At 56.9% G+C, this 26941-nt stretch carries 26 protein-coding genes; 17 read left to right on the forward strand and 9 right to left on the reverse strand.

What is annotated here, in order from left to right; translation table 11 throughout:
* The first annotated feature begins 208 nt into the window (after window positions 1-208).
* From meaB to RZ517_RS04830, 3 genes are all read left to right on the forward strand, one after another.
* Window positions 209-1189 (forward strand): methylmalonyl Co-A mutase-associated GTPase MeaB, encoded by a 981-nt coding sequence (gene meaB / locus RZ517_RS04820; protein ID WP_338550327.1) that lies wholly within the window; start codon window positions 209-211, stop codon window positions 1187-1189.
* Between the two features lie 462 nt (window positions 1190-1651).
* Window positions 1652-3727, forward strand: coding sequence for a bifunctional sulfate adenylyltransferase/adenylylsulfate kinase (locus RZ517_RS04825; RefSeq protein ID WP_338551113.1), 2076 nt, complete (start codon window positions 1652-1654; stop codon window positions 3725-3727).
* Window position 3728: 1 nt separating this feature from the next.
* On the forward strand, window positions 3729-4430 hold the full coding sequence (locus RZ517_RS04830; RefSeq protein WP_338550328.1) for a hypothetical protein: 702 nt from the start codon (window positions 3729-3731) through the stop codon (window positions 4428-4430).
* Here the strand turns inward: RZ517_RS04830 and RZ517_RS04835 are convergent.
* Window positions 4403-5278 (reverse strand): glycosyltransferase family 10 domain-containing protein, encoded by an 876-nt coding sequence (locus tag RZ517_RS04835; RefSeq protein WP_338550330.1) that lies wholly within the window; start codon window positions 5276-5278, stop codon window positions 4403-4405. The two genes, RZ517_RS04830 and RZ517_RS04835, sit on opposite strands and share 28 nt — an antisense overlap.
* A gap of 176 nt (window positions 5279-5454) precedes the next feature.
* On the opposite strand from RZ517_RS04835, the gene RZ517_RS04840 reads away from it, so the two are divergent.
* Window positions 5455-5946: a flavin reductase family protein gene (locus tag RZ517_RS04840; RefSeq protein WP_338550332.1), complete on the forward strand. Its 492-nt coding sequence runs from the start codon at window positions 5455-5457 to the stop codon at window positions 5944-5946.
* A 261-nt stretch (window positions 5947-6207) separates the two neighbouring features.
* On the opposite strand, the gene trxB is transcribed toward RZ517_RS04840, so the two are convergent.
* Complete coding sequence (gene trxB / locus RZ517_RS04845) at window positions 6208-7152, reverse strand: thioredoxin-disulfide reductase (protein ID WP_338550333.1); 945 nt, start codon at window positions 7150-7152, stop codon at window positions 6208-6210.
* 214 nt (window positions 7153-7366) lie between these two features.
* On the opposite strand from trxB, the gene RZ517_RS04850 reads away from it, so the two are divergent.
* Window positions 7367-7867 (forward strand): Lrp/AsnC family transcriptional regulator, encoded by a 501-nt coding sequence (locus RZ517_RS04850; protein ID WP_317055469.1) that lies wholly within the window; start codon window positions 7367-7369, stop codon window positions 7865-7867.
* Between the two features lie 39 nt (window positions 7868-7906).
* Here RZ517_RS04850 and RZ517_RS04855 read toward each other — a convergent pair whose 3' ends face one another.
* The 4 genes from RZ517_RS04855 to lgt form a co-directional block, all read right to left on the reverse strand.
* Window positions 7907-8683, reverse strand: coding sequence for a Hint domain-containing protein (locus tag RZ517_RS04855; protein WP_338550334.1), 777 nt, complete (start codon window positions 8681-8683; stop codon window positions 7907-7909).
* A gap of 742 nt (window positions 8684-9425) precedes the next feature.
* A complete protein-coding gene (gene pgeF / locus RZ517_RS04860) occupies window positions 9426-10181 on the reverse strand; it encodes a peptidoglycan editing factor PgeF (RefSeq protein WP_338550335.1) in 756 nt (251 codons plus the stop codon).
* The gene (locus tag RZ517_RS04865; protein WP_338550337.1) at window positions 10178-11248 is read right to left on the reverse strand and encodes a class I SAM-dependent methyltransferase; all 1071 of its coding nucleotides are present in this window, start codon (window positions 11246-11248) and stop codon (window positions 10178-10180) included. The genes pgeF and RZ517_RS04865 overlap by 4 nt, the downstream gene beginning before the upstream one ends.
* Window positions 11245-12150: a prolipoprotein diacylglyceryl transferase gene (gene lgt, locus RZ517_RS04870; protein WP_338550339.1), complete on the reverse strand. Its 906-nt coding sequence runs from the start codon at window positions 12148-12150 to the stop codon at window positions 11245-11247. The genes RZ517_RS04865 and lgt overlap by 4 nt, the downstream gene beginning before the upstream one ends.
* A gap of 98 nt (window positions 12151-12248) precedes the next feature.
* On the opposite strand from lgt, the gene RZ517_RS04875 reads away from it, so the two are divergent.
* From RZ517_RS04875 to RZ517_RS04885, 3 genes are all read left to right on the forward strand, one after another.
* A complete protein-coding gene (locus tag RZ517_RS04875; protein ID WP_317055464.1) occupies window positions 12249-12491 on the forward strand; it encodes an accessory factor UbiK family protein in 243 nt (80 codons plus the stop codon).
* 118 nt (window positions 12492-12609) lie between these two features.
* Entirely contained in the window at window positions 12610-14493 is a 1884-nt protein-coding gene (locus tag RZ517_RS04880) for an SLC13 family permease (RefSeq protein ID WP_338550340.1), read from the forward strand.
* Window positions 14494-14711: 218 nt separating this feature from the next.
* Window positions 14712-15212 carry a YbjN domain-containing protein gene (locus RZ517_RS04885; protein WP_338550341.1) on the forward strand — a complete coding sequence of 167 codons (501 nt, stop codon included), beginning with the start codon at window positions 14712-14714 and terminating at the stop codon, window positions 15210-15212.
* A gap of 190 nt (window positions 15213-15402) precedes the next feature.
* Here the strand turns inward: RZ517_RS04885 and RZ517_RS04890 are convergent, their stop codons facing one another.
* Window positions 15403-15789 carry a hypothetical protein gene (locus RZ517_RS04890; RefSeq protein ID WP_338550342.1) on the reverse strand — a complete coding sequence of 129 codons (387 nt, stop codon included), beginning with the start codon at window positions 15787-15789 and terminating at the stop codon, window positions 15403-15405.
* Window positions 15790-16546: 757 nt separating this feature from the next.
* Here RZ517_RS04890 and RZ517_RS04895 point away from each other — a divergent pair.
* The 4 genes from RZ517_RS04895 to RZ517_RS04910 are packed head-to-tail and all read left to right on the forward strand — an operon-like array spanning window position 16547 to window position 18866.
* A complete protein-coding gene (locus RZ517_RS04895; protein ID WP_338550343.1) occupies window positions 16547-16732 on the forward strand; it encodes a hypothetical protein in 186 nt (61 codons plus the stop codon).
* Between the two features lie 31 nt (window positions 16733-16763).
* Window positions 16764-17582 (forward strand): pyrroline-5-carboxylate reductase, encoded by an 819-nt coding sequence (gene proC / locus RZ517_RS04900; RefSeq protein ID WP_338550344.1) that lies wholly within the window; start codon window positions 16764-16766, stop codon window positions 17580-17582.
* Window positions 17572-17913 (forward strand): tRNA-binding protein, encoded by a 342-nt coding sequence (locus tag RZ517_RS04905; protein ID WP_338550345.1) that lies wholly within the window; start codon window positions 17572-17574, stop codon window positions 17911-17913. The genes proC and RZ517_RS04905 overlap by 11 nt, the downstream gene beginning before the upstream one ends.
* A complete protein-coding gene (locus tag RZ517_RS04910) occupies window positions 17910-18866 on the forward strand; it encodes a 2-hydroxyacid dehydrogenase (RefSeq protein WP_338550346.1) in 957 nt (318 codons plus the stop codon). The genes RZ517_RS04905 and RZ517_RS04910 overlap by 4 nt, the downstream gene beginning before the upstream one ends.
* 140 nt (window positions 18867-19006) lie before the next feature.
* Here the strand turns inward: RZ517_RS04910 and RZ517_RS04915 are convergent, their stop codons facing one another.
* Entirely contained in the window at window positions 19007-20176 is a 1170-nt protein-coding gene (locus RZ517_RS04915) for a Hint domain-containing protein (protein ID WP_338550347.1), read from the reverse strand.
* 318 nt (window positions 20177-20494) lie between these two features.
* Between RZ517_RS04915 and RZ517_RS04920 the strand changes: the two genes are divergently transcribed.
* The 4 genes from RZ517_RS04920 to aroA all read left to right on the forward strand — a co-directional run bounded on the left by RZ517_RS04920 (window position 20495) and on the right by aroA (window position 23986).
* The gene (locus tag RZ517_RS04920; protein WP_338550348.1) at window positions 20495-21616 is read left to right on the forward strand and encodes a beta-ketoacyl-ACP synthase III; all 1122 of its coding nucleotides are present in this window, start codon (window positions 20495-20497) and stop codon (window positions 21614-21616) included.
* Between the two features lie 77 nt (window positions 21617-21693).
* Window positions 21694-22152, forward strand: coding sequence for a hypothetical protein (locus tag RZ517_RS04925; RefSeq protein ID WP_338550349.1), 459 nt, complete (start codon window positions 21694-21696; stop codon window positions 22150-22152).
* 27 nt (window positions 22153-22179) lie between these two features.
* Window positions 22180-22530 (forward strand): RidA family protein, encoded by a 351-nt coding sequence (locus RZ517_RS04930; RefSeq protein ID WP_338550350.1) that lies wholly within the window; start codon window positions 22180-22182, stop codon window positions 22528-22530.
* A gap of 109 nt (window positions 22531-22639) precedes the next feature.
* On the forward strand, window positions 22640-23986 hold the full coding sequence (gene aroA / locus RZ517_RS04935; protein WP_338550351.1) for a 3-phosphoshikimate 1-carboxyvinyltransferase: 1347 nt from the start codon (window positions 22640-22642) through the stop codon (window positions 23984-23986).
* Here the strand turns inward: aroA and RZ517_RS04940 are convergent.
* Window positions 23983-24612, reverse strand: a complete 630-nt coding sequence (locus RZ517_RS04940) for a cysteine hydrolase family protein (RefSeq protein ID WP_338550352.1) — start codon at window positions 24610-24612, stop codon at window positions 23983-23985. The two genes, aroA and RZ517_RS04940, sit on opposite strands and share 4 nt — an antisense overlap.
* A 232-nt stretch (window positions 24613-24844) precedes the next feature.
* On the opposite strand from RZ517_RS04940, the gene RZ517_RS04945 reads away from it, so the two are divergent.
* Entirely contained in the window at window positions 24845-26890 is a 2046-nt protein-coding gene (locus tag RZ517_RS04945; protein WP_338550353.1) for an ASKHA domain-containing protein, read from the forward strand.
* The last annotated feature ends 51 nt before the right edge of the window (window positions 26891-26941 follow it).

Consider the following 26941-nt stretch of genomic DNA (forward strand, 5'->3'; position numbering starts at 1 on the left):
GGAACTCGCTACACAACCAAGACTAGCATTGCCGGGCAGGGCTGTCTGATCGACCTTCGTGAGTGGGCGGGATTCCGGGCATGGGCGCGCAGGAATTTGCCAAGGCGGGCTGCGCGCTCGTGCTGGACAATCTCTGCCTCGCTGGGGCAAAAGGCGAAAGGCCTGTGTTTCAAGGCCGAGCGAAGATGATCTGAGGACCAAGAGCGAGATGACTGATACGCAAAAGCTTGCCGAGCAGCTTCTCGCCGGGGAGCGCCGCGCGCTGGCGCGGGCGATTACTCTGGTGGAAAGCGCGCGGGAGGATCACCGGGCGACGGCGCGGGAGCTGCTGGAGCGACTCGGGCACTCGGGACGGCAGGCGGTACGGATCGGGCTTTCGGGCACGCCTGGCGTCGGAAAATCCACCTTCATCGAAGCTTTTGGCATGATGCTGACCGAGCAGGGGCTTCGGGTGGCGGTACTGGCCGTCGATCCCAGTTCGGCCCGAACGGGCGGCTCGATCCTGGGGGACAAGACCCGGATGGAACGGCTCAGCAGGGATCCTAACGCCTTTATCCGTCCCAGCCCCAGCCAGACGCATCTGGGCGGTGTGGCGCGGCGCACACGCGAGGCGGTGGCGCTCTGTGAAGCATCCGGTTTCGATGTTGTTTTGATCGAGACTGTGGGGGTCGGGCAGTCCGAAACCGTCGTGGCCGAGATGTGCGATTTGTTCCTGCTTTTGCTGGCCCCCGCGGGTGGCGATGAGCTTCAGGGGGTGAAACGTGGCATCATGGAGATGGCCGATCTGATCCTTGTAAACAAGGCCGATGGCGATCTGAAGCCAGCAGCGACACGCACCTGCTCTGACTATGCTGGCGCGCTGCGTTTGATGCGCAAACGCCCGCAGGATCCGGAAGGATTTCCCAAGGCATTGATGGTTTCAGCGCTGCATGAAGACGGGTTGAACACCGCCTGGGAAGAGATGTCGGCGCTGATTGAATGGCGGCGCGAAAACGGCCACTTTGATGGCCGCCGCCAGGCGCAGGCGCAGTACTGGTTCGAGCAAGAAGTGCGTCAAGGATTGCTGGCACGTCTGGACACAGCAGCGGCGCGCGAGGCGATGGCGCTGGCGGCAAAGGACGTCGCGTCAGGAGAGAAAACTCCGACAGCGGCGGCGGGAGAGGTGCTGGCGGCGCTTAAAGACAACTGAAAGGTCTCGTTTGCGACCGACTCGCCGCAAGAGGACATCGCATGTGAATTTCAACAAGGATTTGTTGTTGCGTCGATGTGTTTGACGTCAGACAGATGAAAACCAATTTTCAACCGGTCCTGGCGACGAACATGCGTCTAGGAATTGATGGCGCGCTCCTCTTTGCAGAACAAGAGCATTTTGGGGCTGAGATACTTGGTTTAATTCTTATGACGTCGGGCTCTGGGAGGGCGGAGTCTAGGGCTCTTGTGGCGAATTCGAAGATGACCGTTATGAGATTTTTTGATCTTTGTCGCATGCTGAAACTTTCGTTGAGCGGTTTACCTGCAAGGCTTCGCGTGTCTCCGTGATCCTTTGACAACACATCCGAAACAGATCGTTTCCCCCAAAATAGGGGGTTTTCCCGGAGAGCGGCTTATGACATGTGTTCACGTGTGAACATATTTTGAGTCGCCAGTTATGATGATGTCGCCCGAAACAAAGCCAAGCCTGGAGGAGGAAGATCAACTCTTTCGCCTGTTGCGCCAGCTTGACCTTGCACCCGAGGCGTCTCAAAGGGCAACAGCGTCCGATCTTGGTATCTCGCTGGGTCGTCTGAATGCGTTGCTGCGGCGCGCAGTCCAAGCCGGTCTCATAAAGATCAGCGAACGTGACGGCCCGGACAGACGCCAAAGGTTCGCTTATGCGATCACGACCCGTGGAGCGGCTGAAAAGAACCGGCTCACAGATCAGTTTCTGACTCGCAAACTCGCCGAATACGACGCTCTTCATGCCGAACTGACCGGCACGTCGAGTGGCCTTGTACCCCTCAAACACAGGACAAAGATTGTGCAAAGTAACCTCGCCCCCATCCCGGAACTCTATGTCTCTTACGACAGCGCGCAGAAGCTCAAGGTCGAAGCCGCCGACCTGACCAGCTGGGACCTGACCCCGCGTCAGATCTGTGATCTGGAGCTTTTGATGAACGGCGGATTCAACCCGCTCAAAGGGTTTCTTACTGAGGCTGACTATGATGGCGTAGTCGAGAACATGCGCCTTACTGATGGAAGCCTATGGCCCATGCCTGTCACCCTCGATGTCAGCGAAGACTTCGCAGACAAGATTGAGTTGGGTCAGGATATCGCCCTGCGTGACCAGGAAGGTGTGATCCTTGGCACAATGACGGTTACCGACCGCTGGGCACCAGACAAAGCGCGTGAAGCCGAGAAGGTTTTTGGCGCGGATGATGATGCGCATCCGGCAGTAAACTACCTGCACAACACGGCTGGTTCAGTCTACCTCGGCGGTCCTGTCACCGGCATCCAACAGCCCGTGCACTACGATTTTCGCGCCCGTCGCGACACACCCAATGAACTGCGCGCCTATTTCCGCAAATTGGGCTGGCGCAAGGTTGTCGCCTTTCAGACCCGTAACCCACTGCACCGCGCGCACCAGGAACTGACCTTCCGCGCCGCCAAAGAAGCGCAGGCTAACCTGCTTATCCACCCTGTCGTCGGCATGACCAAGCCGGGTGACGTGGATCACTTCACGCGCGTGCGCTGCTACGAGGCAGTTCTGGACAAGTACCCTGCCTCCACCACCACGATGAGCCTTCTGAACCTCGCCATGCGCATGGCCGGCCCGCGCGAGGCGGTCTGGCACGGGCTGATCCGCAAAAACCACGGCTGCACCCATTTCATCGTCGGTCGTGACCATGCCGGACCGGGCAAGAACTCAGCCGGCGAGGATTTCTATGGCCCCTATGATGCGCAGGATCTGTTCCGTGAGCATCAGGCTGAGATCGGCATCGAAATGGTTGATTTCAAACACATGGTCTATGTGCAGGAGCGCGCCCAGTACGAGCCGATGGACGAGATTGCCGACAAGGACAACGTCACAATCCTGAACATTTCAGGCACTGAATTGCGCCGACGTCTGGCCGAAGGGCTTGAGATCCCGGAATGGTTTTCCTTCCCCGAAGTGGTCACAGAATTGCGAAAAACACGGCCGCCACGCAGTCAGCAGGGGTTTACCGTCTTTTTCACTGGCTTCTCCGGGTCGGGCAAATCAACCATCGCAAACGCGCTTATGGTCAAGCTGATGGAGATGGGCGGACGTCCGGTGACATTGCTGGACGGCGACATCGTGCGAAAAAACCTCAGCTCTGAACTGGGCTTTTCCAAGGAACACCGCGATCTCAACATCCGCCGCATCGGGTATGTGGCCTCTGAGATTACCAAGAATGGCGGGATTGCCATCTGTGCGCCGATTGCACCCTATGCCACAACTCGCCGGGCTGTGCGTGAAGATATTGAAGCCTTTGGTGCGTTTGTAGAAGTGCACGTGGCGACCAGCATCGAAGAGTGTGAACGCCGCGACCGAAAGGGGCTCTACAAGCTTGCGCGCGAAGGGAAAATCAAGGAATTCACAGGGATATCTGACCCTTACGATGTTCCTCAAAACCCCGAGTTGAGTGTTGAGACTGAAAATGTCGAAGTCGACAACTGCGCCCATCAGGTGATCCTGAAGCTGGAACAGATGGGCCTGATTGCGGGCTGATATGCGCTACGCGGTATCGCTCACATCGATCCCGCCCCGCTTTGACCGGCTTGGTCCGGTGCTGACATCTCTTCTGGCGCAGACCCCTGCGCCAGATTTCGTTTTTCTCGCGCTGCCTCGCCAGTTTCGGAGATTTGCGTGCGTTGTACAGCCACCTGAGCTGCCGGTTGGTGTCGATTTTCTTTGGGCAGACATTGATCACGGGCCAGCGACCAAGGCGTTGGTCGCCGCGCGTGTTCTTGCAGGTCAGGATATTCGGCTGATCTATTGCGACGATGATTGGCTCTATGGGCAGGGATGGGCCGCAGCGTTGCTCGGCGATGATCCAGACATCGCGGTCACAGGACAAACGTGGGATATAGCGAGGATCGGAAGGCAAGGGAATGGCAGTGACATAGCACAGGGGTTCAGCGGCGTATCCGTGAGACCAGAATGGCTGTGCGATACGGATGTCTCACCGCCTGATATCGCGTGGAGTGTCGATGACATCTGGCTCTCAGGGCACTTGGCGCGACAAGGGATACAGGTGGCCCAATCTCCTACCGCGCGCGCCACTATGAGAGTCGCCTTTCGCGATGCCCACGCGTTGCAAGACCATGCGTTTCAATACATGTCGAGAGATGCCGCCAACCGCGCAACAGCGGCTTTTTTGCATGACCATTACGATATTTGGCCTCAGCTTGATGCATCCAACACGGCTTGAGCGGCGCGTTGATAAATATCTGCGTAAGACGCGGCGGCCGCCCCTGCGTTCAAAAGACCAGGCAAACGCGTGGAATACGCCTGCTCTGACATGTCCAGAATTGCAGAGCGCAGCGCCTCTTTTGTCTCACAAATCACCATGCCGGACACATCCATGAAATCAGCCAAATTTGGGCAACCCCAATAGATCGGCACGGTTTGGCACAGCACCGCATCGATCAGTTTTTCTGTAAAGTAGTTCCGCTCACGAATGTTTTCGATCACGATCGAATAGCGAAACGGCGAAAGCCCATCGGACTTCTTGTCAAAGGACTCATAGCCTCGGCCCATGACGTCCACGTTCAGACCTTCGTTGCGCACCCAATCGACGGTGTCGTGGCGCAAAACATGACCTTCCAGGTCTCGCTTTCCCGAGGCGATCAGAGAACACAACCTGGTTTTTGTGTGTGGAATCTCCTGCCAGTCCTTGGCCCAGTTTCCACCCAAGGGAAATAGAACGCCATTGGGAATGGCGTCGAGCAATGGTTCGTTGCAGGACAGCACCTTGTGAAACCTGCGATGGGTCCAGCGCAACAGGCGCATGTGACGTCCATGGATCGCCTCCGGTTCAAGCACCATGACAGATACGCGCGCGGGCGTGCCAAACCAGGGGCGGTATTGCACCAGATCCGAAGTGAACACCAACAAATGGTCCGAAGGCATCAGATCATGCAGGGTCTGTTTTGCCCTGCGAAGCCGGTCCGGACGACCCAAGGGCCAAACCAGATCATCCAAAGCCACGCGCCCGGGAAACAAGCCTGGTTTAAGGTGATAGGGGATGGCCGCAATGGCAGGCGTATCTGTGGCCATGGAACACTCTTGTCTGGTCGAGGTGGTGATACGGATTTGTGACGCAAAGCGCAATCAGCTGAGGTGCAGATCGTTTTGACGCGGCCTGGGCAATGCATTATTTCGACAAGTGGAAAGATAAGGGTCAGAGTGACCCAACCACAAACCAACCGCCGCCTCAGACCCGGAGCCCTTGCATGAACAACCCGCGAGACGCCTTTATTACCGCTATGCGCCAGGTTGCGTCCACCGTTACCGTGGTCACGACGGATGGCCCTGCGGGCAAGGCGGGTGCCACCGTCAGTGCGTTCACGTCGCTTTCGGCTGACCCGCCTTCTGTTTTGGTGTGTTTGAAAGCCGACAGCAATATCGCTCAGACCGTGGCTGCAAATGGTACGTTCTGTGTGAACATACTTGCCGAGGATGCGGTGGAAGTGGCCAAACGTTTTGCCGGAATGTTTGATGCTGATCAACCCAATCGGTTTGAAGGGCTCGATGTGGCCGATACCGAGTTTGGCCCCCTCTTGCCCCGTGCCACGGCGTTCTCCTGCAGTCTGACGCACCGCCATGTGCATGGCAGCCACGCCATCTGCATTGGCGATGTGACTGGGATTTCGAATGCGGGCGAGCGTCCGTTGACTTATATGAGCGGCTCGTTTCACATCGTGCGGCCATCTGAAACGAGTTGACCGGGCGCAGGTCACCGCTGAGAAAGCGCAGATTTGCGAAGTTCGGGCGGAGGCGCAACGACGCCATCTTCGTCTGTAGAGCGTTACGTCCGCGGAGTCGCTAAATCTCCTTACGAAGCGCAAGCTTTTTCCAAGCGCCAGTCAGCTTAGCTGGTTGACGGTCACGAGGCGGTCTTTAGCCGGGTACACATGTTGGACGTCCGGCAAGCGTTCGGGGAGCGCAACCGTCATTCGCTTCCTCCATGGATCGCGGATTTTTTTCTAGCCGTCCTGTTCGGCGAGGAATTTCTCGGCATCCAGCGCCGCCATGCACCCCATGCCAGCAGAGGTCACCGCTTGGCGGTACACGTGGTCCGTAAGATCGCCTGCTGCAAAGAGCCCCGGAATGGATGTCCGAGTGCTGCCCGCTTCGACCTGAACGTAATCGCCGTGATGCATCTCAACCTTGCCTTTGACCAGTTCATTGGCAGGCGCATGGCCGATGGCGATAAAAACACCTTTGCAGGCGATCTCGGAGGTTTTTCCGGTCTTGTTGTTTTTCACCCGGACACCGGTAACGCCCTTGGGATTATCATCGCCCAGCACTTCCTCAAGCTCATGGAACCAAAGTGATTCGATCTTGGGGTGCTTGAGCAAACGGTCCTGAAGGATTTTCTCGGCGCGCAGCTCATCGCGGCGGTGGATCAGCGTGACCTTGGAGGCAAAATTGGTCAAGAAAAGCGCCTCTTCCACGGCTGTGTTGCCACCGCCGATGACGACGATTTCCTCGCCACGATAAAAGAACCCATCGCAAGTTGCGCATGCTGAGACGCCAAAGCCCTTGAATGCCTCTTCTGAGGGCAAACCAAGCCACTTGGCGCGCGCCCCGGTGGCCAGGATCACGGCATCGGCTGTATAGGTCGTGCCACTGTCGCCTTTGGCCACAAAAGGACGGCTTTCGACATCCAGTTCTGTAATGATATCGCCGATGATCTCACAGCCCATCGCCTTGGCATGAGCTTCCATACGCACCATCAGATCGGGGCCCTGTACTTCGGTATCACCGGGCCAGTTTTCGACCTCTGTTGTGGTAGTCAACTGACCGCCCGGTTCTATGCCTTGCACGAGGATCGGTGACAGCATCGCCCGCGACGCATAAACGCCTGCGGTATAGCCAGCCGGACCAGAGCCGATGATTAGTGCACGTGTATGACGGGTCTCGCCCATGATGTCCCCCTTGCCTGTATATCCAGCGCGCCGCTGCGCCCGGTGAGTCTGGCCAGATATAACTGTGCGAAGCGGGCAGTGGTAGCCCTGCAAAGCGGCTATGCGCAGAGCTGCAGAAAATAATTTTCGTGAAATGATCTTTCGCGATGGCGAAACAATATTGCGCACACTTGCGGCGATGATATAACAATCCGAAATCAACGGGGATATTCCAATGCCAGCAACACGTCTTGACGATATCGACCGCAAAATTCTGGCTGAGCTACAGGCCGATGGTCGTATGACGAATGTCGAATTGGCCCGTCGCGTGGGCATTTCCGCGCCGCCCTGCCTGCGAAGGGTGCGGACGCTGGAAGAGATGGGATATATTCGCGGCTACCATGCCGATGTCGATCCGCGTGAGTTAGGGTTCGAGGTGCAGGTCTTTGCGATGGTCGGGCTGCAAAGCCAGGCTGAGGCTGATTTGTCCGCCTTTGAAGAGCGCTGCAATGGCTGGCCACTGGTGCGCGAGTGTCACATGCTCAATGGCGAGGTAGATTTCATTTTGAAATGTGTCGCCCCCGATTTATCGACATTTCAAAGTTTTCTGACCGGAGAGTTGACCGCCGCTGACAACGTCGCTTCGGTCAAAACCTCGCTTGTGATCCGCGGGTCCAAGGATGAACCGGGCGTGCCTTTTGATGTGCTTGAGGATCGTCTCAGCAAATCCGCCTGACATGTAATTCCCCGAGCTTTTATGCTCGGGGTTCTATCGTCAGAACAGGTCGGTTGGCAGGCGCATGTACCGCGTGCTGCCGAATTCGGTGGGGCGCGTCAGATGCGGAAACATCGACATGAAGAGTGACAACGCATTCTGACCCATATTACGATCAAATCCATTTCCCGGATGGAAGGTTTCCATTTCCAACCCGGCCGCCGTGATAACCGAATGGCGCGGCAGACATAGATGATAGACGGACACAGGGTGCTGTGGCGTGATCTCGATGACATTGAGACCATCTGCCAGATCGCGCGCTGGCGTGAGCATCTGATCGCCAGACATGCTGTCACGAAGACCTTCGGGGCGTGACATGATACGCGCGCCGGGACCAGCCATCAGATTTGCTTCGGGACGGCCCAGACCAAACGCCTCGGGCATGACGCGTGTCATACGGCAAGAACGCGGGTCAATGCCAGGGGCGTGCGGGATGAGTGTCATGGACCCGATCCACAGAATGGGAAGTGGTTCGTTGTCCTTGGTGGTCACTTCCATGCCGGGCTCGAGGTCTTCGATTGCGACACGACCACGAGGCGTGTTGATCAGGGTGCCGCGCGTAAAGGCGGAAAATGCCGCTTCGAATTTGGGCAAGGCAGGGCCAATTTGCTCACGAAAATCTGACGTTCCATCGCTGCGCAAATAGCTGATCTGGAAGCGCCGCATGGGACGGTGGTTTCGATCTGGCTGAGGGACATAAGCCGGACCGAAACCACTGTTTTTATCTCTGATCTGGGTTACCGCCGGGACCGAGGCGGCAATGGAGGGGGTAGTCATGTTGCGTCACCATACTGTTGGCATCACAACCGCGTCGGCCCCCACCGACAACGACAGTTAGATGGTTAAACATTCACTTCGTTACGTGCTCAACAATAAGCTCATATGCCGCCTTTTCACCAAATTTCAGCGCAAATTGTCCAACTGAGCGGGACAATCCATTTTGATTGCCGCGCATTGTCCGGCCATTTCGAACCAAGCCGCCACATTTCGAGCCAAAGCATTCCGAATCGAAAAGACCGCCCCCGAAGGAGCGGTCTTTGGTGGTTGCCTGTAAGATCTGCCCTGGCGCTGGGGAGAATTTGGAGGGTTAGGCCGATTTTTTTGTCGTTTCAGTCTGAGGCCGGTCCTGCGCGGCCTTGCGCGTTGTACGGTGAAATGGAAGTGCCACAGCGGGTTGGCGGCTTGTGTGCAAGATCGATGCCATCCAACGTTTTTTCATATCCTGTCCTCTCTTGCTCTGGGTTCGCCTCTGAGGGCTGCTTTGTCTTTGCTGCGATCAGTATTGCCGTGATTTGCGGCCAAGATTTGTCGGGCAAAAAAAAGATGGAAAAAACTTTGCGTGCGCGACGCGCGGATTGGGGCGATTTGTGTCTAATTTTCCTAAATTTATGATTTTATGAGGAATTTCGGCATGTGCCGTAGTCAATTCCGGAAAAATCCACAGACTGTTTCCAAAATTGCGGCAAACTTATGGTCTGCCTTGCCGTGGTGCTGCCGCAATCTGGGGAATGCCGGGCGCTCAAAGACGAATGACCGAGATCAGCCTGCCATAGTCCACATCGCCCTGATGCGTCGCGCGGCGGTATGAGAAAAACCGGTCCGCGTCACTATAGGTGCAATGACGTGTCCAGTGAGCCTGACCAATCTCTGTTTCGCGGAGCCGGTGCAAACCGTAGCTTGGCAAGTCAAACTGGTACTTTCCGTCAACACCATTGGCAAAGAACCGGCTGTTGTCCGGGTCATCATCCATGAAGCGCTCTAGAAACTCCGGTCCGACTTCATAAGCGCGCTGGCTGATGGAGGGGCCGATCACTGCGGTGATGGTCTTTCGTTGAGCGCCAAGCCCTTCCATTGCTGAGACCGTGGCTTCCAACACGCCATCCAGCGCGCCACGCCATCCCGCATGTGCCGCACCGACAACCCCTGCTTCGGGATCCGCAAACAAAACGGGCTGACAATCCGCTGTCAGAATACCAAGGGCCATGCCGGGCGTTGCCGTGACCATGGCGTCAGCCTTGGGGCGGTCTTTGCGTGGGCCATCAATCACCTCGACATCGGCGGAATGCACCTGGTGCAAGGTCAATAGGGTATCAGTCTCTACTCCCATCGCCTCGGCCACGCGCCCACGGTTGATCGCCACCACCTCGGATTGATCAGATGAGCCTTGCCCGCAGTTCAGCCCGGAAAAGACACCTGAGGACGCACCGCCCCTGCGCGTGAAGAACCCATGCCGAAGCGGGGTCAACGCGTCATGGGTTAGAATTTCAAGGGTCATGCATCCAGCCCCGGCGGGGGTGCGGCGGCTTCGGGATAAAGCGCCATCACTTTAAAGAGCGTCCCCATTTCCTCGGGGTGGGTCAAGCGCCGATGTGCGGCGATGTGCGCGTCCAGCGAGTCACCTGTCATACTTTGCGCCAGTGTCTGCGCCCGCGCGGTGATGCCGAGCCGTTCCAGAAACACACCCTGCGGTGTGACGCGGGAGTACCGACAGCCGTCGGTGGCCGCATGCGCCAAAGCTTCAAAATCAACATGCGCGCTCAGGTCCGCCTCGCCTGGGGCGTCAAAGATCGTTGTTGTATCATGCCCGTGCACCGCCTGAAGCGTATCGCCCAAAGAGCGCCAGTCACCGTAATCTATGATCAGCGCAGCCCCGCCATGTGCTGCAATGCGCTGACTGAGAGCCGTGATGATGCCGCTTGCGGCCGGAGCGATCTCGACCAGATCGCCCTCTTTGGTATCCTCCAACCTGTGGGCCAGCTTATCCTCTGAATGCACAGGGCCCAGACCAAAGGCGAATTGATCATTGGTCAACCCCACCATGCGCTCGCTCCAGCCATCCCCGCCGCGTTGAAATTGCCGGATGGGCAGGGCATCGAAGAATTCATTGGCCACAGTAAAAAGCGGCATATCCGGCAAGGTCTCTGCCGTATCTTGCCATTCTGTGTCCGCATGCTTCAAACTCTCGGCCTGTCGCTTGCGTAAAGCAGGAGAGGATTCAACCAGATGAATTCCAGCAATTGCTTCGTGAAACCCCGGAATGCCCTTGGTGGCGCGCAAGAGATCGACCATCAGCGTGCCACGCCCCGGCCCAAGCTCGGCCAGCGCAAACGGGTTTGGCGCGCCCTGATCCGTCCAGGTTTGGGCAAGACACAGTCCGATCAACTCGCCAAACATCTGGCTGATCTCAGGCGCTGTGGTGAAATCCCCCGCCGTGCCAAAAGGATCGCGGGTGGTGTAATATCCGTGCTCTGGATGCATCAGACAGGCCGCCAAAAACGCATCAAGCCGCATAGGGCCCGTGGCTGCAATTTGCGCCTTCAGGATGTCGCCCAGTGCCGTCATTCCGCCACGGCGGTGTGGGCCCTGCGCTGAGCACGCGCGAGCATGTAAGCTCCAAAAATGATCATAGGGATGCAAAGGATCTGTCCCATGGTCAGCCCGTAGCCATTTATGTGCCAGGCCAGTCCCAAAGGATTGCCGGGGCTGATGAATTGCGCGTCGGGCTGGCGGACGAATTCCACCAAGAACCGTCCAAGCCCGTAGCCGATAAAGAAGAGCCCTGTAATGGCCCCCACTTTCTTTAGGGCGCCGCGCCGGTAGCCGAGATAGACCAGCACGGCAAAGAGCAGCAGCCCTTCGAGAAATGCTTCATAGAGCTGGGATGGGTGGCGCGCACAAAGCCCCGCGACCATGTCTGCGCAGTCCTGGGCCGCAGCACCTGGAAATATGACGCCCCACGGCACCTCGGTGGGTCGCCCCCAAAGCTCGGCATTGGTGAAATTCGCCAAACGGCCCAGCAAAAGCCCAACGGGTGTGACCATGCACAGCACGTCAGCAACCGACAGCCACGGGATTCCATTGCGCTTGGAAAACGCCACGCAGGCAATGATCACACCGATAAGCCCACCGTGAAACGACATCCCCCCTTGCCAGACCATCAGAATTTCGGACGGGTTCGCGAGGTAGTAGGCGGGTTGATAAAACAGCACAAAGCCCAGACGCCCGCCGAGGATCACCCCCAGGATCACCCAGGTGGCCAGATCCTCGACCTGTTTGACGCTCATCGGGGCTGTGTCATAGGCCCATAAATGTGCGCGCTTCACGGTCTGTGCCACAAGCCACCAGCCGATGATGATGCCAACAATGTAAGACAGCGCGTACCACCTCAGCGCCAGCTCATAGCCGAACACGGTAAAGGAAAATGCCTCGGACGAAATCTCTGGAAACGGAATGGCTGCGCGCATCTGTGCCTCTGTTTGCTTGCGACTGCGACGATCCAGACCTTGCCCGTCCCCGCTTTGACGCCCATATAGGGATCAAATGTAAGGCCGGAGCAATCCAAATGCAGACCCGCAACAAAGTTTTTGACGATTTATCGCAATTGATGACAAACGCAATGGGCGTGGCCCAGGGTGCCAAGCAGGAAGCGGACACCGCGATGAAGTCGTGGATCGATCGTTGGCTTGCGGATCGCGATTTGGTCACCCGCGAAGAATTTGATGCTGTGCGTGCCATGGCCCAGAAAGCACGCGAAGAAAACGAAGCGCTTAAGGCGCGGATAGAAGCGCTTGAAAAAGACAAGTAACGCACGCTTGTTCGAGTGGACGTTGTCCTTGCTATCTCGCCACACTTTGATCAGGAACTGACCTTCCTCAGGTTGTCTCACGGCCCAAAAGCCGGTTAGATGACTTAGGGGAGGGAGAATGACCGGTATCGAGTTGACCTTTGAAATGTCAGTGGTGCTTGCACTGCTCGCATTCACGATTTTCCTCTTTGTGTCCGAGATTGTGCGCATCGACCTGGCGGCTATTCTGGTGATGGTCATCCTTGGCCTGCTGAGCCAACACCCCTCATTGACCAATCTGGCCGATGTCTCGCAGCTCTTTGACGGATTTGCCTCTAACGCGGTCATTTCGATCATCGCCGTGATGATCGTTGGGGCCGGTTTGGACAAGACTGGCATCATGAGCAAAGTCGCCGCCGTTATTCTCAGATACGGCGGCAAGACAGAGGCGCGGATCATCCCCATCGTCTCTGGCACGGTGGGCGTCATCTCCTCGTTCATGCAAAACGTAGGGGCTGCGGCGCTCTTCCTGCCTGTGGTCAGCCGGATCGCTGTGCGCACGGAGTTGCCCTTGTCGCGCCTTTTGATGCCTATGGGGTTCTGCGCCATATTGGGCGGCACGATGACGATGGTGGGGTCTTCGCCGCTTATCCTGCTCAATGACTTGTTGATCAACGCCAATGACATGCTGCCCGAAGGCGAAAAGATGGAGCCTTTTGGCCTGTTTTCAGTTACGCCAATCGGACTCAGCCTGATCGTGACAGGCATTCTCTATTTCACAATTTTTGGGCGCTGGGTTTTGCCAACTGGCAAAAGCGCCGACGATGCGACAAGCGCACAGTCATTGAAAGAATACCTTAAGAATATCTACGGGTTGAAGACGGACATCTTCGAGATTTCCATTCCCTCGGGCCATCCCTGCGAAGGCATGACGTTCGATGAGATGATGCAAAAGTATCATGTCTATATCATCGGCAGCGCCTATCGCGGGAAGCGCTGGTTCGCGCCGGTGATCCAGACGCCGATTGAGACCCCCTGTCGTCTGGCGGTGCTGGGGCGATCTCGGGTGATCCGTGAAATGGTTCTTGATCAGGGGTTCACACTGCATAGTGAATTGGACGTCTTTGCCGAAGACTACGCGCCGACAAAATCGGGCGTGGCCGAGATGGTGATCCCCCCAGGGTCTGAGGTGATTGGCAAATGCGCGCATGACCTGGTGTTTCGTAAAACCTACGGGGCGAGCCTTTTGGCGATCCATCGCGATGAAGAAACCATGAGCTATGTGGAAACCGAGACCCACGCACCGACGCTTGTTGGCGAAGTGCCGTTTCACGCTGGAGATACGCTGGTGATCCACTCCACGTGGGACGCGTTGATGCGGCTGACGCGCAACCCCGATTTCGTTGTGGTTACGACCGAATTCCCGCATGAGGAGCTGCGCCCTTCCAAGGTCGGCTGGGCGGTGTTCTTTTTCCTCTTGTCGCTGAGCATGATCCTGTTTACCGACGTGCTCTTATCGTTGTGCCTTTTGACCGGGGCGGCGGGCATGATCGTGACCCGCGTGATTGATATCGATGAAGCCTATCGGGCGGTCAGTTGGAGTACGATCTTTCTGTTGGCCGGCCTCATACCTCTGGGTCAGGCTGTACAATCCACTGGCACGGCGGAGTGGATCGCGCACCAGATCCTCACCTTGCTCAATGGCTGGCCTGTATGGTCGTTGCAGGTCGGTCTGGCCATACTGGCCACGATCTTCACACTGGTGATGTCAAATGTCGGTGCAACAGTGCTTCTCGTGCCGCTGGCCGTATCCATCGCAGCGGCGGCTGGAGGTGATCCGGCGCTCTTTGCCTTGACCGTGGCGATCTCGACGTCGAACTCCTTCCTGATCCCGACCCATCAGGTCAATGCGCTGATCATGGGGCCTGCTGGCTACAAGGTCACCGATTTCATCAAGGGCGGCGGGATCATGACCATCCTGTTCTTGATCGTCTCTCTGGCGGTGATGAACGTGGTGTTCTAGGGCCAGCAAGGCCGAAACGCAGTTATCCCCCGCATTTTGATGAATCTTTCATGTCATCCACAACTTATTGCGGTTATCCCCAAGAAATAGCTTTACAGGCTGCCTGATAGGCCCCACCATATCTTGTAGGACAGCGGGAGATCGCCCCTGAACCTAGAGCAGACACCGAGCGATAGCGGCTCTGCCAGCCCGTCGCTACAACAAAAAGAGGTGGCGCCATGGCATTATCAGAGCAGTTCCTTCACGAAGACCTTCACCCGATCGACATCGTCGAGCATCTGGCCGAGCACCATGATTGGGATTTCGATCGCATTGCCGATGATCAGATCGCCATGGCTGTCGAAGGCCAATGGCGCACCTATTCCGTGACACTGGCCTGGTCGAGCTATGACGAGACCCTGCGCATGGTGTGCACGTTTGAAATGGAGCCACCGGAGGACAAGCTGCCGGTGCTTTACGAGCTTTTGAATTGTGTGAACGACCAATGCTGGGCCGGGGCCTTCAGCTATTGGGCCGAACAGAAACTGATGGTCTATCGCTATGGCCTCATCATGGCGGGCGGGCAAGGTGTTGCGCCAGAACAGATTGACACGCTGATCGGGGCTGCGGTGCTGAGCGCTGAACGCTACTACCCGGCGTTCCAACTTGCGGTTTGGGGTGGACGCACGCCCGAAGATGCCATGCAGATCGCCATAGGCGAGGCCTACGGACGGGCCTAGATTTCACTCACGGCCAAACATGGGGGCGGGCTTCGGCTCGCCCTTTGGTGTAAGGGGCTTTTTGGGGCGGTTATGAGCGCCCTGCATTTTGCGTATACTGCGGCGCAGGAAAAGTCGGCTTTGAGCCCAAAGCGGACATGAAGCTACTAGTGTTTCCTGCTGGTCGGAGCCTTAGATTCGGAATACTCAGTTATCTGACCAGTCTCGAATCCGCTTCCATTAACTGAATGAATTTTTCGAATTCTTGTAACGCTTTGGACTTTTTTTCTGCGCATTCGACTGTTGTGTTCGAAAAATGATCCGTGCTTCCCAACATAAGCTCTTTGTACTGACTTTCCAAAAACGTATGGCAATACTTGAAGTCCTCTGCAGCCAATTTCGAGAAGTCAGCTTTAGTTTCGTCCAAAGGGCTAAACACGGCTTCAAACAAGACTGGTTTGTCATTCATTAGATGGTTCCACAAGCCAACCAGCAAAGGCAGCGCCGCATCGGAAGAACCAAGATTTAAATGAACAGATTTGTTCCAGTCATTAGGTTTTTTGGTGTCCAACGATATGAGTATTTTGTACGGAAACAATCTTCACTCCAATATAATTGTTTGCAATCGAAGGCTGGGAGATAAGTCGGAAATAAACCTTCGTACTAACGCTTGATTGGTAACAGTCATATTTCGGAAGTCTAATGGTATGATGTCCGCTGTGAGCCCGAAGCGGACATTATACTGACGAACTTTCACAACAACAAAATGCTCAATCTCCACACAAAATCTGCACCATTTGCTGATAATGGTATCCTCGAATTTCGATTGCGCAGATTAGCAAAACGGCATCGCATCAAATGATCCAAGTTACTCGGAAGTCTCTGAGATTAGTTTCCCTAGTTATTGTAGTGGTGAGTTTGTCGTTTATTTTGGCTACTCGCAAACTGCCTTACTTCTGCGTCGAACCGACAGACGGTGAACTCGTGGACCTCGCTTTAGACTATATCGTTGAGGCACAGACAGGCAGTGTTTCTGGCCTTGTGCCCGAAGGCCAACGCTATCAGCTAAGGCTGATAACTTTCCCCGACAGGCAAGCGTTTTTGGATGCCAATCCAGAATGTTGTGAAGTCTTCACACGCCAAGCAGTTGCGGAGCACATTTCACCCGCACAAAGAGACCGAAGTAACTACAGCGGGTCTGTGCGTATTCGGGCAACTTACAAAGTTCGAACAAACTCCAATCAAGAGTTTTATCCGCACAACACCTACACCAACACTCGCGTTGTGCATGTCGATAAGTGTCGGCAGATCATCAATCTCTGATCTGAAAACGGACTATCAATCGGTCAGGCTGAATGACCGCTTTGTCCGCTTACCCGCCATCCGCCGAAGCTGTGTTGCAGATTGACCGCTTGATCGTAAACCCCCGACCAAAAGTTGTCGCCGACAAAGATCTTTTGCCCAGCGACTTTGCGCAAGGCTTGGCCGAGCCTTACGATCTCGCATTGCACCACCCGAGCCTGCGATTTATCACAGGTTGAAAACTGACGCGGCAGGGCAGGGATAGCCAACATGGATACGGAAACGGTGGCCCAGAATGGCCTTGTGCTTTTGGGATGTGGCAAAATGGGGTCGGCTATGCTCTCGGGCTGGCTGGAAGGCGGTTTGCCTGCAGGATCGGTTTGGGTGATTGATCCCAAACCGTCCGACTGGCTGCAATCCACGGGCGTTCACATTAACATCGACCTGCCACCACATCCGGCCATTGTGCTGATTGCCGTCAAGCCCCAGATGATGGGAGACGCCCTGCCGACGATTGCGGCGATGGGAAATAGGGACACGCTCTTTGTTTCGGTCGCTGCCGGCACCGAGATTGCGTCTTTTGAAGCCGAACTTGGGGATCAAAGCCCGATCATACGCGTGATGCCCAACACGCCCGCTGCCGTGGGCAAGGGCATCTCCGCCATGATCGGCAATGCCCATGTGCGCCCGGATCAGCTCGATATGGCCCAGGACTTGCTTGAGGCCGTCGGGCAGGTGGTGCGGCTGGAGAGCGAAGATCAGATGGATGCCGTTACGGGCCTCTCGGGATCGGGTCCGGCTTATGTGTTTCATATGATCGAATGCATGGCCGCTGCAGGTAAGGCGCAGGGGTTGTCGCCTGACTTGGCGATGCAACTGGCCAAGGCGACGGTCGCGGGGGCAGGGGCATTGGCCGAGACGGCGGAGGAAACGCCTGCTGAGTTGCGCGTTAATGTCACCAGCCCCAATGGCACCACGCAAGCGGGGCTTGAGGTGCTGATGGAGGAGGTTGGCGGCCTACCGGGGCTTATGATGAAAACCGTGGCCGCTGCAACGGCCCGTTCAAAGGAATTGCGCGATGGCGGATGAGATCACATTCGATGACTTTCTCAAGGTTGATATCCGTGTCGGTCGAGTCATTCGCGCAGAACCCTTTCCCGAGGCGCGCAAACCGGCGATCAAGATGTGGATCGACTTTGGACCCGAGATCGGCGAGCGCAAAACCTCGGCCCAGATCACCGTGCACTACACACCCGAAGACCTGCCCGGCAAACTGGTCATGGCGGTCACCAATTTCCCGCCCCGCCAGATCGGGCCCTTCATGTCCGAGGTTCTCGTGCTGGGCCTGAGCGACGCAGAGGGCGAGATCGTGTTGCTTGCGCCGGACAAGGATGTCCCCGTCGGAGGGCGCATGCATTGAAACGCGTCTATTTCACACGTCCTTTGCCTGAAAGCGTGGCCGACATGGCGCGCGCGTATTTCGACGTGGAAATGCGGACCGAAAACACGCCGCTCAAAATCGGTCAGATGCGCGCGGCGCTGAACCTCTATGACGGCGTGCTGATGATGTTTGGTGACACGTTTTCCGTCGAGGTCTTCCGCGAGGCGCAGAACCCGCGCTGCAAGGTGCTGGCCAATTATGGCGTGGGCATCAATCATATTGATCTGCAGGCCGCGCGCAGTGCCGGTGTTATGGTCACCAACGTGCCCGGTGCCGTGACCGATGCCACCGCCGATATCGGCATGACCCTCATCATGATGAGCGCCCGGCGAGCAGGCGAAGGCGAGCGCATGGTGCGCGCAGGCGAATGGCCGGGTTGGAACCCAACGCAGCTTCTGGGCACGCATGTCACCGGAAAGACGGTGGGCATCATCGGTATGGGTCGCATCGGATCGGCCATCGCGCAGCGCTGCCATTTTGGCTTTGACATGAAAGTGCTCTACTGGTCGCGCAGCGAAAAGGACTTCGCCTATCCGGCAGAGCGTGTGAGAACTCTGGAAGAGCTGATGGCGCGCGCCGATTTTGCCGTTGTCGCCGTACCCGCCAGTGCCGAGACGCATCACCTGATCAATGATGACGCACTCAGCCACATGGCCCCGACCGCGCATCTGATCAACGTGGCGCGCGGTGACATCGTGGATGAGGCCGCGCTGATCCGTGCCCTGAAAGACCGCCGCATCGCGGGTGCAGGTCTTGACGTCTACGAACACGAACCAACCGTCCCGAATGCGCTCAAGGCGATGGAAAACGCGGTTCTCCTGCCCCATATGGGCACGTCGACGCTGGAAGTCCGCGAGAAAATGGGTCGCATCGCGGTAGAGAACCTGCAAAAGGCGCTGAACGGAGAGACACCACCGAACCTTGTGAATTGAAGCAGGTATTAGGATGTCTGCTATGCGGACCTTGCTGCCATTTAGCGAAAGGCAGCTACCGTGATAGTGGCCCACAAAACGGACGCATGAGACCGCCAACAATAGTCAAATCTTAATGCAAAATTGCGTTAAATCGGCACTTAGGCGACCTGACAAGACGGGCTTTCTATGTTTTCCGGACAGACGCTTACAAGTTGCGTTGGAAGATCGCGCCTCTTTGCATAGGGAAACTTCGGAGAGCCGTACGCATCTGCAATTTCTGACGAATTGTAGCCGGGAAACAATGCCAAAAGTAAGCGCTTCGAAATTGGAGCCAGAGTCACAATAGCCCACTCGCCAGGGTAAAAAGACTCCGTGGCGAGGCCATTCGCGAACACGACTTCATGGTTGGGCAGCATGAAATGAACGTAGGTGATCTTTCGAACACCGTTTGCAACGCGGACCGCTCCTCCTTCCAATTGGGCCAATTGACCGGCGCGCGCGAGGACCCGGTTTTGATTTGCGGATGATCTGACGAGAATGGCGTGTTGCCTTGAAAGGAGTAATCGTTCGTTGAACCCCGTCCATCGCGGTTCAAGCGCTATTGGTCGGAGTTCTGGGTGGACGGTGAGCGTTTCTTGTCCGAGTGTCCTCGAAGCGATCCAAAGGATAGGTTGCGCGCCATTGTCGAGCGTTGTCACGAGATCGCCAATTTGCAGGGTCTCGACAAGCCGTGCTCCATCGGGAGTGGTTATCATCGTGCCGGCGGTGAAGCAAGCAACACCCGGCGAACCCGGGTTGGGGGGCGTTGACTCGACCCAATCGCCATTGGCATCTCTAGCAAAGCTGGTTCCGTTAGGCCCACTGCTGTTGAGAGACTCACCCGTTCCGATTTGGGTCGTGCCTGGAAAGCCGGTCGGTGGCGACGGCGACGGCGGCGGTTGACCATAAGAAAACGCAATATACTCGCCAGTGGCTGTGTTGACGAGGTAGATAGTATCACTGCGCGATCCTTCACCATCTTCCAGGAAGTCGCCGCCGTCGGCTAGGCCCGCATCGTAGAATCCCGCAGGTTCCGTGCCGGCGTACTCACCGACAACGGTCGCGGTTCCGCCCGAAGCGATGGTGGCCCCCGATCCAAATGAATACAGCAGACCGCGGTCATCCGACCAGAGTTGATAGCCATCGAGCGAAATGGAACTGCCCGTCGTGTTCTGCAACTCAATGAACTCGTCCGACTTGTTCGCCGTCCCGTCGCCGTCGGTATCGAACCCAGATGGGTTATCGACGAGGAACTCGCTGAAAATTAGTCCTTCAAGTTTATCCGCCAAACGTGTCGCTCATCATTGAAGCTTGAGGTCGCAACTACCTACAGAAAAAAGAATAAAAATTGGTGAAAGGTTGCCCGAATGTAGACTTCAACAAGAACCCATGACACGATCCATCATGTTTCGACGAGCGTGTATTCGAAAGTGAACGCCGCCGTTCGCTGCACCTCGACGAACGGATAAAGAAGGCCCTAAACCGTCATCCAAGACCGGCCACGTGGAGGTCCAACGGGGCCAGCCAACCAAAGCCTACCCCACGGTCACACTTGACCTTGCCGCGCCATTGCGATGAGGTAGCGCGCACCTTTAGGAGCGCGTTTCATGTACAAGCCCGCCATTACCGGGACAGGCGTTTTCACCCCGGATCAGACCATCACAAACGACGAACTGGTCGAGGCCTTCAACGCCTATGCCGAGCGCTTCAACGCCGAACATGCTGATGCCATCGCAGCCGGTAAGGTGGAGGCAAAAGATCCCTCTTCCTCAGAATTCATTGTCAGCGCCTCCGGCATCGAGCAGCGCTATGTGATGGACAAGACCGGCGTTCTGGACCCTGCCGTGATGCACCCGCATCTGCCCGAGCGCAGCAATGATGAACCCAGCCTGATGGCCGAGATGGCGCTGGACGCGTGTTCGAAAGCGCTCAAACAAGCGGGTCGCGACGCGTCCGAGGTTGATCTGATCATCTGCGCTGCCTCAAACCACGAACGCGCCTATCCGGCAATTGCCATTGAAATTCAACAGCTTCTGGGCGCGTCCGGCTTTGCATTTGACATGAACGTTGCCTGCTCTTCGGCCACGTTCGGTATTCAGGCCGCGGCCGATATGGTGCGCTCGGGCTCAGTGCGCTGTGCCGTCGTGGTCAGCCCCGAGATTTGCTCGGCGCATCTGGAATGGCGCGACCGGGATTGCCATTTCATCTTTGGCGATGTTTGCACGGCGGTGGTGATCGAACGTGCCGAGGACGCCAAGGGCGCGCATTTTCTTGTGCATTCGACCCGCTGTGCCACGCAGTTTTCCAACAATATCCGCAACAACAATGGCTACCTGCGCCGCACGCGGGAAGGCCATATGGAAGATCGCCGTGACATGCTCTTTGTGCAAGAGGGGCGCAAGGTGTTCAAAGAGGTGCTGCCACTGGTCTCCGCCCATATTGCCCGACATATGGAAGACGAGGGCGTCGCGGCCAGCGACCTCAAACGCCTGTGGCTGCATCAGGCGAACAAGACCATGAATGATTTCATCGGTCGCAAAGTCATGGGCCGTGTGCCTGAGGCCAAGGAACAACCCAACATCCTGCAGGACTACGCCAATACCTCATCCGCAGGGTCGATCATCGCCTTCTCGAAATACTCCGACGATCTTCAATCGGGGGATACCGGGCTGATTTGCTCATTTGGAGCAGGCTATTCCGTGGGCTCGGTTCTGGTTGAGCGTGCATAGAACGAAGCGGGCCCTAGTATCAGCATTGCGCATGCCCGTGCGTTTCGGATAAACGCAGGCAAGGGAGACGCGAACTCATGGACAAAGCGGCAAGCTATTTAAAAAAGCACACCGAAAGCCTGGTGAAAGATGTGGGTATTGAACCTGCCTGTGAATTGACGGGCAAGTCCAAGGCCACGCTCGGGCGGTATTACTCAGACCACGATGAGCACGCCGATCGTTTTATGCCAATCGATGCCGTTGCGGCCTTGGAAGCGGCGGCGTCTTATCCGCATGTGACAGCTGCTCTTGCCGAACTCAATGGGATGCAGCTCGACTTTGATGAGCGTCGTCCAAACAGCAACGAGTCCGGCGGGGTGAACAGCGATGTGATTGCGCTGAGTCAGCGGTTTGCGATGTTGATGGCTGAGTATCAACAATCCATTGAGGATGGTGTGATCACGGTGAATGAGGCCAAGCGTTTGCTGAAAGAAACCACGGCCCTGCAGCAGGTCCTGATCGACATGAAGCTGCATCTTGAGGAAGAATCCGGCTAACGCCCGCGCGCGAAAGGAACGGCACTTATGTCCAGCATCACACGCCACCATACTGGCGACCGCATGAGCCAGATCGTCATTCATGGCGATACGATTTATCTGGCAGGTCAGGTGGGAAATAAGGGCGACAGCGTTGCCGCCCAAACCCAGACCTGTCTGGACAAGGTCGACGCGCTTCTGGCCGAGGCCGGATCGGACAAGACACGCATTTTGCAAACCACCATTTGGCTAGACAATATGGGCGATTTCGCCGAGATGAACGGTGTTTGGGATGCCTGGGTGGCCAAGGGTCATGCGCCCGCCCGTGCCTGTGGAGAGGCCAAACTGGCGCATCCCGATCTTAAGGTTGAGGTCTTGGTCATCGCTGCACGCGGTTAGGCGCGACGTCCATATCCAAGAGCGAAAACACCTGCGGGTTGATCCGCATGGACCTGCTTTGCTGGTTGCGCTATCAGCAGGGCAAATACCGCAGTTGAAAGGTCCCGCGATGTCCGGTCACGGCACTCCAATTCCAATGAGCTCTCACGCCTCGAAAGGTCTCAAAGGGCAGGCCGATGTGCCGGGGGACAAGTCGATCTCGCATCGCAGCCTGATCCTGGGGGCGATGTGTGTGGGTGAAACGACGATCACTGGTCTTCTCGAAGGTGAAGACGTGCTCGACACGGCCAAGGCGATGCGCGCCATGGGGGCAGACATCACGCGAGACGAAGATGGGACATGGCACGTGTACGGCGTGGGCGTCGGCGGCTTTGCCGAACCCGATCAGGTCATTGACTGCGGCAATTCCGGCACCGGCGTCCGCCTGATCATGGGCGCGATGGCCACGTCGCCGATCGCCGCGACCTTCACCGGTGATGCCAGCCTCAACAAACGCCCCATGGCGCGGGTGACGGATCCTCTGGCGCTCTTCGGTGCGCAAACGGTAGGCCGCTCTGGTGGGCGGCTTCCCATGACGGTTATTGGCGCACAAGATCCGATCCCGGTGCGCTACGAGGTGCCGGTGCCCTCGGCGCAGGTGAAGTCCGCCGTTTTGCTGGCGGGGCTGAATGCGCCGGGCCAGACGATTGTCACCGAACGCGAGGCGACACGCGATCATAGCGAACGCATGCTTGCCGGGTTTGGAGCTGAAATCAGCACAGAAGTCACCAATGAGTGTCGGATCATCACCCTCACAGGCCGCCCCGAGTTGAAACCGCAGAGCATTGCGGTGCCACGTGACCCCTCAAGCGCCGCCTTCCCGGTCTGTGCAGCACTCATCACCGAAGGATCTGATGTGCTGGTGCCCAATATCGGCCTCAACCCAACCCGCGCGGGCCTCTTTACCACGCTGCGCGAGATGGGCGCGGACCTGACATATGAAAATGAGCGTGAAGAGGGCGGTGAGCCTGTGGCGGACCTGCGTGCACGGTTCTCGCCGGATATGAAGGGCATTGAGGTGCCGCCTGACCGTGCCGCCAGCATGATCGACGAATACCCGGTGCTCTCGGTTGTTGCCGCGTTTGCAGAAGGTCAAACAATGATGCGCGGCGTGAAGGAACTGCGCGTCAAGGAATCGGATCGCATTGATGCCATGGCCACGGGCCTGCGCGCCTGTGGTGTGACCGTTGAAGAAGGCGAAGACTGGTGGAGCGTCGAGGGACGCGGCATCGGCGGTGTGCAAGGCGGGGCCACCTGCGCCAGCCACCTGGATCACCGCATTGCCATGTCTTTCATGGTGCTGGGCCTCGCCACCACCAAACCGGTGACCGTTGACGATGGCAGCCCGATTGCCACATCCTTTCCGATCTTTGAGGATTTGATGGGGTCGCTTGGCGCGGATATCCGCCGCGACTAACCATGTCTGATCTCGGCGCCCTGAGACATGAGGGCATCGGCCACATCCTGAAACCCGCCCGGCTGAGCTGTTGCAATCCCATCGGCCACAAGTGTGACGTCGTAACCGCGGTTCAGCGCGGCTTGCGTCGTCCTTGCCACGGCATGAGCCCCATCCCGCCCCATGATCAGAAGGTGGCCCACGTCCAGCACCTGCAACAGTGCATCAAGCTCGCCTGTTTCAAATCCGTCTTCCACGCGCTTTAAGACTGTGTGATCGGCCAAATTGGCAAATGGCGTGGCCAACTCAGTGCCTGGCTTTCCCTTGATCAATCCCGCTTGGTGCTGCAGATGCGCGACGAGACGTGTGCCAATCCCGGACCATTCATGACGCAAAGCAATCACCGGAATGTCGTCGCGCTGGGCCAGCGCCACTTCACGGACCACGGCTGTCTCGACCCGGGATCGCATAGGAGCTTCATAGTAGGCATCATCCCAGCAGGCTGCTTGGAAATCCACCAGCAAAAGCGCATGCCCGGGCCGCCTGTCAATCACCACACCATCTGAAGCGCGCACCATGTAACGCGCGGAGGCCCAAAGCCAAATCGCAAGACCGAGCAACAGAAAGAGGGACACAGACCAAAACATGTCATCACTTTTTGACGGAAAGCGTCATAGATTTAAATGTGCAAAATGAATGTAGAACACCCACCTTTGCCAGGAGTGTTTCGTTGAGAAATCTGGTGATGGAAATTTTGCAAATTTTCTAGCTGTCGGAATGACGCCAGCGTACCAGATTATGCCGGTTGCAGTCTGTCGCATAAGCTGGAACAGACTATGTTGCTGCGAAACCAACCTTTTGGCCAAAGGTCTTTAGAAGATGAGCGAGACAGACCCTCTTGTTGTGTTCACACCGTCGGGCAAGCGCGGGCGGTTTCCGGTGGGGACGCCGATCCTGACAGCGGCGCGTCAGTTGGGCGTCGATCTTGACTCGGTCTGCGGTGGGCGCGGGATATGCAGCAAATGCCAGATTACACCCAGCTATGGTGAATTCCCCAAACACGGCGTGACCGTGGCTGATAGTGCGCTCTCGGAGTGGAACAGCGTCGAGGCCCGCTATGACGAAAAACGCGGGCTAATATCCGGGCGGCGTTTGGGATGCCAGGCGCAGGTCATGGGGGATGTGGTCATTGATGTGCCCCCCGAAAGCCAGGTGCATAAACAGGTGGTGCGCAAACGCGCAGAAGCGCGCGATATCGTCATGAACCCCTCGGTTCGCATGTACTATGTTGAAGTAGAACAGCCCGACATGCACGAACCGTCGGGTGATTTGGAACGGCTGGCCAAAGCGCTTGAGGAACAATGGGACATCGCGGGCGCAACGGCTGATCTTGGTGTGTTGCATGGTCTGCAGCCGATCCTGCGCAAAGGCGAGTGGAAAGTCACGGTTGCAGTGCAGCAGCACAGTGAAGGCCAAACACCAAAGGTTATTCAGGTCTGGCCCGGATTTTATGAGGGTAAAATCTTTGGTTTGGCGGTCGATTTGGGCTCAACCACGATTGCGGCGCATTTATGTGATCTGACGGACGGAGAGGTCGTGGCCTCATCGGGCATCATGAACCCGCAAATCCGCTTTGGCGAAGACCTGATGAGCCGGGTGAGCTATTCGATGATGAACTCAGGCGGGGCTGCAGAAATGACTGCGGCTGTCCGCGAGGGAATGAACGCGCTTTTCGATCAGATTTCCCAAGAGGCCGAGATTGACAAGACACTGATCATGGATGCGGTGTTTGTCTGTAATCCGGTTATGCATCATTTGTTCCTCGGGATTGATCCCTTTGAATTGGGACAGGCGCCATTTGCGCTTGGCACGTCGTCTTCGCTGAATTTGCGTGCGCGTGATCTTGATCTCGACATTCACCCAAATGCCGACATTTACATCCTGCCTTGTATCGCAGGACATGTTGGAGCCGATGCGGCCGCGGTCGCCCTTTCCGAAGCGCCCGACAAGTCCAAGGATCTTGTTCTGGTCGTTGATGTGGGCACCAATGCCGAGATCCTGCTGGGCAATGCGGAAAAGGTTCTGGCCTGTTCGTCTCCCACCGGCCCTGCCTTTGAGGGCGCGCAGATCAGTTCCGGACAACGGGCCGCACCGGGTGCGATCGAACGCGTCGAGATTGATCCGACAACCAAAGACGTGCGCTTCAAGGTGATCGGGTGCGACCTGTGGTCCGACGAGGATGGCTTTGCAGAGGCAACAGAGGCCACGGGCATCACCGGCATCTGTGGCTCGGGCATCATCGAGATGGTGGCCGAGATGCGCCTGACAGGGATCCTTGATGGTCCTGGACTTATTGGATCCCCGGAACAGACCGGCACCTCGCGGTGTTTTCTGGATGGACGGACATATTCCTACATGGTCTGGGATGGCAGCGCCGAGGGCGGCCCGGTGATTACCGTGACCAACCGTGACATCCGGGAAATCCAGATGGCCAAGGCCGCGCTGTATTCCGGTGCGCGTTTGCTGATGGACAAGTTTGGCGTGGATGAGGTTGACCGCGTTGTGCTGGCCGGTGCGTTTGGTGCGCATATCAGCCCCAAGCACGCGATGGTTCTGGGTATGATCCCAGACGCGCCGCTGGACAAAGTCACCAGCGCAGGCAATGCCGCCGGGACAGGGGCGCGCATCGCTCTGCTGAACACGTCAGCGCGCCGTGAGATCGAACAGACGGTGCATCAGATTCACAAGATTGAAACGGCGATCGAGCCGCGTTTCCAGGAGCATTTCGTGAATGCCTCGAATATCCCCAACGCGGTTGAACCCTTTCCGATCCTGAAATCCATCGTCGATTTGCCAGATGTTAATTTCAACACCGGCGGTGATACTGGCGGGGAAGGCGGACGTCGCCGCCGCAGGCGCGGGTAAAACCTTTGGAAGATATCTTTGAGTGTGAACTCTACTTTGGATTGCATACAT

It is taken from the genome of Roseovarius sp. S88, assembly GCF_037023735.1.
Classification (GTDB): Bacteria; Pseudomonadota; Alphaproteobacteria; order Rhodobacterales; family Rhodobacteraceae; genus Roseovarius; species Roseovarius phycicola.

Excerpts from the sequence above, each read along its gene's own strand:
- RZ517_RS04920 (WP_338550348.1), top strand. The coding sequence starts at position 20,495 with ATGTACAAGCCCGCCATTACCGGGACAGGCGTTTTCACCCCGGATCAG.
- RZ517_RS04885 (WP_338550341.1), top strand. The coding sequence starts at position 14,712 with ATGGCATTATCAGAGCAGTTCCTTCACGAAGACCTTCACCCGATCGAC.
- RZ517_RS04865 (WP_338550337.1), bottom strand. The coding sequence starts at position 11,248 with ATGACGGCACTGGGCGACATCCTGAAGGCGCAAATTGCAGCCACGGGC.
- RZ517_RS04825 (WP_338551113.1), top strand. The coding sequence starts at position 1,652 with ATGATGTCGCCCGAAACAAAGCCAAGCCTGGAGGAGGAAGATCAACTC.
- RZ517_RS04840 (WP_338550332.1), top strand. The coding sequence starts at position 5,455 with ATGAACAACCCGCGAGACGCCTTTATTACCGCTATGCGCCAGGTTGCG.
- trxB (WP_338550333.1), bottom strand. The coding sequence starts at position 7,152 with ATGGGCGAGACCCGTCATACACGTGCACTAATCATCGGCTCTGGTCCG.
- proC (WP_338550344.1), top strand. The coding sequence starts at position 16,764 with ATGGATACGGAAACGGTGGCCCAGAATGGCCTTGTGCTTTTGGGATGT.
- meaB (WP_338550327.1), top strand. The coding sequence starts at position 209 with ATGACTGATACGCAAAAGCTTGCCGAGCAGCTTCTCGCCGGGGAGCGC.
- RZ517_RS04880 (WP_338550340.1), top strand. The coding sequence starts at position 12,610 with ATGACCGGTATCGAGTTGACCTTTGAAATGTCAGTGGTGCTTGCACTG.
- RZ517_RS04830 (WP_338550328.1), top strand. The coding sequence starts at position 3,729 with ATGCGCTACGCGGTATCGCTCACATCGATCCCGCCCCGCTTTGACCGG.
- RZ517_RS04855 (WP_338550334.1), bottom strand. The coding sequence starts at position 8,683 with ATGACTACCCCCTCCATTGCCGCCTCGGTCCCGGCGGTAACCCAGATC.
- RZ517_RS04835 (WP_338550330.1), bottom strand. The coding sequence starts at position 5,278 with ATGGCCACAGATACGCCTGCCATTGCGGCCATCCCCTATCACCTTAAA.
- lgt (WP_338550339.1), bottom strand. The coding sequence starts at position 12,150 with ATGCGCGCAGCCATTCCGTTTCCAGAGATTTCGTCCGAGGCATTTTCC.
- RZ517_RS04930 (WP_338550350.1), top strand. The coding sequence starts at position 22,180 with ATGTCCAGCATCACACGCCACCATACTGGCGACCGCATGAGCCAGATC.
- RZ517_RS04895 (WP_338550343.1), top strand. The coding sequence starts at position 16,547 with ATGACCGCTTTGTCCGCTTACCCGCCATCCGCCGAAGCTGTGTTGCAG.
- aroA (WP_338550351.1), top strand. The coding sequence starts at position 22,640 with ATGTCCGGTCACGGCACTCCAATTCCAATGAGCTCTCACGCCTCGAAA.
- RZ517_RS04940 (WP_338550352.1), bottom strand. The coding sequence starts at position 24,612 with ATGTTTTGGTCTGTGTCCCTCTTTCTGTTGCTCGGTCTTGCGATTTGG.
- RZ517_RS04850 (WP_317055469.1), top strand. The coding sequence starts at position 7,367 with ATGCCAGCAACACGTCTTGACGATATCGACCGCAAAATTCTGGCTGAG.
- RZ517_RS04925 (WP_338550349.1), top strand. The coding sequence starts at position 21,694 with ATGGACAAAGCGGCAAGCTATTTAAAAAAGCACACCGAAAGCCTGGTG.
- pgeF (WP_338550335.1), bottom strand. The coding sequence starts at position 10,181 with ATGACCCTTGAAATTCTAACCCATGACGCGTTGACCCCGCTTCGGCAT.
- RZ517_RS04905 (WP_338550345.1), top strand. The coding sequence starts at position 17,572 with ATGGCGGATGAGATCACATTCGATGACTTTCTCAAGGTTGATATCCGT.
- RZ517_RS04875 (WP_317055464.1), top strand. The coding sequence starts at position 12,249 with ATGCAGACCCGCAACAAAGTTTTTGACGATTTATCGCAATTGATGACA.
- RZ517_RS04945 (WP_338550353.1), top strand. The coding sequence starts at position 24,845 with ATGAGCGAGACAGACCCTCTTGTTGTGTTCACACCGTCGGGCAAGCGC.